The organism is Cellulophaga sp. (genome assembly GCF_039943695.1).
Taxonomy (GTDB): Bacteria; Bacteroidota; Bacteroidia; order Flavobacteriales; family Flavobacteriaceae; genus Cellulophaga.
Window position 1 is genome coordinate 1 of sequence record NZ_JBDVAA010000089.1, and the last position, 5,623, is coordinate 5,623.

Annotated in this window: 8 protein-coding genes; 3 read left to right on the forward strand and 5 right to left on the reverse strand. The window is 31.7% G+C overall.

Features of this window, described 5'->3' with window-relative positions; all coding sequences use genetic code 11:
- A partial coding sequence (locus ABJD66_RS06300; RefSeq protein ID WP_348129451.1) for a biotin carboxylase N-terminal domain-containing protein occupies positions 1-736 on the reverse strand: 736 nt, incomplete at its 3' end.
- Between the two features lie 316 nt (positions 737-1,052).
- On the opposite strand from ABJD66_RS06300, the gene ABJD66_RS06305 reads away from it, so the two are divergent.
- A complete protein-coding gene (locus ABJD66_RS06305) occupies positions 1,053-1,181 on the forward strand; it encodes a 30S ribosomal protein THX (RefSeq protein ID WP_075695785.1) in 129 nt (42 codons plus the stop codon).
- Between the two features lie 163 nt (positions 1,182-1,344).
- A complete protein-coding gene (locus ABJD66_RS06310; protein ID WP_303545047.1) occupies positions 1,345-1,893 on the forward strand; it encodes a hypothetical protein in 549 nt (182 codons plus the stop codon).
- Between the two features lie 2 nt (positions 1,894-1,895).
- Here ABJD66_RS06310 and ABJD66_RS06315 read toward each other — a convergent pair whose 3' ends face one another.
- From ABJD66_RS06315 to ABJD66_RS06330, 4 genes are all read right to left on the reverse strand, one after another.
- The gene (locus tag ABJD66_RS06315) at positions 1,896-2,270 is read right to left on the reverse strand and encodes a hypothetical protein (RefSeq protein WP_348129456.1); all 375 of its coding nucleotides are present in this window, start codon (positions 2,268-2,270) and stop codon (positions 1,896-1,898) included.
- 49 nt (positions 2,271-2,319) lie between these two features.
- Positions 2,320-3,081: a peroxide stress protein YaaA gene (gene yaaA, locus ABJD66_RS06320; protein WP_348129459.1), complete on the reverse strand. Its 762-nt coding sequence runs from the start codon at positions 3,079-3,081 to the stop codon at positions 2,320-2,322.
- A gap of 95 nt (positions 3,082-3,176) precedes the next feature.
- Positions 3,177-4,205 carry an RluA family pseudouridine synthase gene (locus ABJD66_RS06325; RefSeq protein ID WP_100895096.1) on the reverse strand — a complete coding sequence of 343 codons (1,029 nt, stop codon included), beginning with the start codon at positions 4,203-4,205 and terminating at the stop codon, positions 3,177-3,179.
- A gap of 21 nt (positions 4,206-4,226) precedes the next feature.
- Positions 4,227-4,781 (reverse strand): PASTA domain-containing protein, encoded by a 555-nt coding sequence (locus ABJD66_RS06330; protein ID WP_100895095.1) that lies wholly within the window; start codon positions 4,779-4,781, stop codon positions 4,227-4,229.
- A gap of 102 nt (positions 4,782-4,883) precedes the next feature.
- Between ABJD66_RS06330 and ABJD66_RS06335 the strand changes: the two genes are divergently transcribed.
- Positions 4,884-5,623, forward strand: a 740-nt coding sequence (locus ABJD66_RS06335) for a D-alanine--D-alanine ligase (protein WP_348129464.1), incomplete at its 3' end; no start/stop codon positions are given.

Here is a 5,623-nt window from a genome sequence, read left to right on the forward strand (position 1 = left end):
ATGGGGCAAATTCTATTACTTTTTGGTAACGTCTTTGTACAGAGCAATCTCTCTCATACAAGTGTACCATATTACCGTGTGTATCTGCAACTATCTGTACCTCTATATGCTTAGGGTTTTCTACAAATTTTTCAAGAAAAACAGTATCATCTCCAAATGCATTTAAAGATTCTCTACGGGCTTCAGGGAAAGCTTTTTCTAATTCTTCTTGTGAACGTATTACACGCATTCCACGGCCTCCACCGCCAGAAGCAGCTTTTAACATTACAGGATAACTAATACGTTTAGCCTCTTCAATTGCTATGCTTACATCTGTTAAATCTTTATTACTACTTTGTATAACTGGAACGTTATTAGCAACCGCTACCTCTTTTGCAGTAATTTTATCTCCTAAAGACTTTAGTACTGACACCTTTGGACCAACAAAAATAATATCATTGTCTGCACATTTCTGAGCAAACTCTGCATTTTCAGATAAAAAGCCATAACCAGGATGAATAGCATCTACACCATTTTCCTTAGCTACCTCTATTATAGCATCTATATTTAAATATGGTTTTAAAGGCTCATGATCTTCTCCTATTTGGTAACATTCATCTGCTTTATACCTATGCAATGAATAGCGATCCTCATAGGTGTACACACCAACCGTTTTAATGCCTATTTCTACACAAGCTCTAAAAATACGGATTGCAATTTCTCCCCTATTTGCTACTAAAACCTTATTAATCTTCATTTATTACTATATTTATTAGTGTTTACTAATTAATTCCAATAATTTTATAAAACTACCCAAACACATTCAGAATAATTTAACAAAATCACCTCCTTATTCCCTGTTTTCAAAGGTACTTTATTTAAGCGTTTTTAACAATACTAAAATTTTACAAAACAGGGTTATTTCGTATCATATTATCACTATTTTACCTATATTACAATTATTTAATAAGTAATAAGCATAATACACTGCATATTTAATTCTTGGTAGTTTTTATTTTTAGCTTGACTTTCTCTTATAATTTTAGTACCTTTTAAGAGAATTAAAAAAAACTATGGGAAAAGGAGATAAGAAATCTAAAAGAGGAAAAATAATAAATGGCACTTACGGTGCAAGAAGAAAACGAAAAATTAAAAAACAACCAACTTTACAAGAAAAAATTAGTCCAGATAAAAAGAAGTAAACCAACCAGTTATGCTTTTTATCTATAAAAAGTTACAGTTAAACCGACATAAAAGGGCATTTACACCACAACTTTGCTTATGTTTACCACATAACTTTTAATAAAAACCAAAAAAAAACCAACTTTGTAATAACAAGTTACAAACAAAACCAACCCCCAGGATATGCTTAAAAGTACATTTGTATTAATATCACTTGTAATAACAACATCTTTTACAAGCACAACTACTTCTAATTGCGATAATGCTTACTCTGCAAGTTCATACGCACTTAACTATGCTAAAAAATCTTTAAAGGCTGATAATTTTGATCACCAAAAATTTTATGCAAATAAAGCTTTTATTGCTCTTGAAAAAACCAAAAAGTTAATGAAAGAGTGTGATTGTGCCGATGCTAAAAATTCGGTTTTAAGTGGATTAGAAAATATTGATAAAGCTGCAACACCTAAAGATTGGGATTTAGGAAGACATTATGCTAAACTAGCACTGCTAGATGTTGAAAATACAATTACCGCATTAGACATTTTTACTCAAAACGGGATTAACACCATTTCTTCTGATATAGAATTAAAAAATAATGCTTTATTGTTAGAAGCTGTAGAATTAGAAAAACAACGTGTAGCTCTTGAATCTGAGATAGAAAAGTTACTTTCTAAAAAGAGAGCTTTAGCTATTAAAATTGCTGAGAATATTCAAAAACAAAGGCAAAACTAAAATTAGTCAACCACTAATTTTAGTTCTACTCCGTTATTTTCTTCTACAACATTAAGCTCATAAGTATAAAAACCTAGCGGCAAAGGTGTTTCTCCTACGTAATCTATTGCTTGCAATGTATATGTTTCACCATCTGCTTCTATCAAAATTGAAGCGTATGCGTATGCCGTTTCATACTCAAAATACTCAGACACTTCTCCTGAAGCAACATTTGTATACACATTTTCTGCATCTCCATTTACTTGCACCATATCATAATTTACCTCACTAACATTTTTTATCCTAATATTAACAGCTTCAAGGTTGTCATCCCTATCATCACAACTAAAAATAGTTAGCACTAATACAAGTAAAGGAAATAGAATTTTATTTTTCATAGGAAACATTTATTTGTCTACCATAAAAAACGGAATTTTAAAGATATTATTATCTAATAAAAACTGGCATATTCTCTTTTTCAGTGTACTCCTGACTAAAAGCATAGCCATCTGTGGTAAAGTTTTTAATATCATCTAAAGTTTCTGCATTAGTGTCTATAATATAGCGCACCATAGAACCTCTTGCTTTTTTGGCATAAAAACTTATTACCTTTAACTTATCATTCTTCCAATCTTTAAAAACTGGAGTAACAATTGTAGCATTTAATGCTTTTTTATCTACTGCACCAAAATATTCGTTACTAGCTAAGTTTACAAAAACCTCATTTTCTTTTAATTCTGAATTTAAATACTCTGTAACATCTTTTTTCCAGAACTCGTGTAGGTTTTTATTGGTATCTACCGGCATTTTTGTACCCATTTCCAAACGGTAAGGCATCATTAAATCTAACGGTCTTAAAACGCCATACAAACCTGATAAGATTCTTAATTTATCTTGTAAAATTGCTAATTTATCTTCCTGTAAAGAATACGCGTCTAAACCTTGATACACATCTCCATTAAAAGCAAAAACAGCAGGTCTTGCATTTTTTACAGTAAAAGGAATTGTAAAATCTTGATTACGTTGCCAGTTTAATTGTGCCAAATTATCAGAAATACCCATTAGCTCAGATATAGCCTTAGGCGATTTCTTTTTAAGAACCTCATTTAGCTTTTTAGCTTGTTTTAAAAACTGAGGCTCTGTAAATTCTTCTGTTGGCAATTTAGAGTCAAAATCCAATGACTTTGCTGGCGAAATAACAATCTTCATCTTATTTTTAATTTGGTATAAAAATAAACATCATTTTTATGTTATTACACAAACTGTAAAAGAGATTTTAAATACTAGTATAGTAAAAACTAATGTTATTGAGAATGCTTAGCGTAATGCCTCCACTTTTCTATAACACTTGCCATATCTTCTGGTATTTCTGTATTAAACTGCATAAGTTCTTTTGTAACAGGATGTACAAAACCAAGTGTTTTTGCGTGTAATGCCTGTCTTGGCAATATCTTAAATGCGTTTTCTACAAACTGTTTGTATTTTGTAAAGGTTGTTCCTTTTAAAATACGTTCTCCACCATAGCGCTCATCATTAAATAATGTATGCCCTATGTGCTTCATATGCACTCTAATTTGGTGTGTTCTTCCAGTTTCTAGCTTACAAGAAATAACCGTAACATACCCTAAACGTTCTATAACTTTATAATGAGTTATTGCTTCTTTTCCTTCGTCTCCATCAGGAAAAACGTGCATTTGCAATCTATTTTTTGGATGTCTACCTAAATTACCCTCAATAGTACCTTCGTCATTTTCAACATTACCCCATACAATAGCTACATATTCCCTTTCTGATGTTTTATCAAAAAACTGTTTAGATAAAAACGTCATTGCTGCCTCAGTCTTAGCAACTACTAAAAGTCCAGACGTATCCTTATCTATCCTATGTACTAAACCTGGTCTATCACTACTATTGTTTGGCAATTCATCTTTACAATGGTGCAACAAAGCATTAATTAAAGTACCAGAGTAATTTCCGTGTCCTGGATGCACAACCATACCTGCTGGTTTATTTACAACCATAAGCACATCATCCTCATAAACAACGTCTATAGGAATATCTTCTGCTTGCAGCAAAAACTCATATGGCGGATGCGTAAACATAACACGTATGTCATCATTTGCCTTTACCTTATAATTTTGTTTAACCACCACATTATTAACCCAAATATGGCCATCTTTTGCGGCTTTTTGTATTTGACTACGTGTAGCGTTTTCAATAAAATTCATTAAAAACTTATCTATACGTAAAGGCTCTTGCCCTTTAGAAGCAACTACTTTATGGTGCTCATAAAGCTCATCTTCATTGGCTTGTGGCCCAATTTCTTCAGTCATATATTATGTTGCTTACTATTATTAGTGGTTACCGTTACCACAAACCAACTCTACCTTAGAGGTCTTTGGTAATTTATCTCCGGCTTTAATTTGTTTTCCTTTGTACTTTATTTTAAGTACCATATCTTCACCTATATTGTCTACATAGGTAACCTTTAAAACATCTAAACCAACAGCACGTAACATAGACGTAGCATTACGCTTTGTTTTTTGTATTACTTGTGGCACAGATACTTTTTTATATCCAGATGGGTTTACTGTAAAATATATTTTCCTGTTCTTTTTGACTTTATTACCTGCTGGTGGATTTTGTTCAATAATAGAAAACCTTGGGTAATTAGGGTTATAATTTGCAGAATCTAATACCTGAGAACGTAATCCTACCTTATCTATTTCGTGTTTCATTTGAGAGACTGCCATTTTAGAAAAATCTGGCACCTCTACAAATTCACCATGATTTGTTGTAGACTTTAACCATTGCAAAGCAACAAACACCAGTACAACCACTACTCCTAGTGCAATACCTAATTGTATTATTAATGTTTTACTTTTTAAAAAGTTGAAAAAATTTCGCATAACTATAATATTATCGCACAAATATATAAAACCCAATGCTTTTTTCTTTAATTTAAAAGAATGATATTTGTTATTAGCATTAATGACCCTTATTAATTTACCATGAAAAAAAATATTGCCATTATAATGGGAGGCTACTCTAACGAGTATAAAATATCCTTAAAAAGCGGAAACGTTGCTTACAAATACCTAGACTCTAACAAGTTTAACCTATATAGAATTCATATATTAAAAGAAAAATGGGTTTATGTAAATGCTAATGATATAGAGTCTCCTGTAGATAAAAGTGATTTTAGTATTAAAGAAAATGGACAAAAAATAAAGTTTGACTGTGTGTTTAACGCTATTCATGGTACACCTGGTGAAGATGGCTATCTACAAGCTTATTTTAACTTAATTGGAGTTAAGCAAACAGCATGTGATTTTTACCAAGCCGCACTTACATTTAACAAAAGAGATTTACTTAGCACATTAAAACCTTATGGCATTAAAGCTGCTGCTTCTTATTACTTAAATAAAGGTGATGTTATAAAAGAAGAAGAAATTATAAATACAGTTGGACTACCTTGCTTTGTAAAAGCTAACAAAGCTGGTAGTAGCTTTGGTATATCTAAAGTACACAAAAAAGAAGATTTAGCTAAAGCTATTGAAAATGCCTACTTGGCAGATGACGAAATTATTATTGAAGCCTTTTTAGATGGTACAGAAGTTTCCGTTGGTGTTATAACCTACAATGGCCACCCTAAAGTTTTACCAATTACAGAAATTACCACAGAGAACGATTTTTTTGATTACGAAGCCAAGTACGAGGGCAAATCACAAGAAATTACACCTGCTCGCAT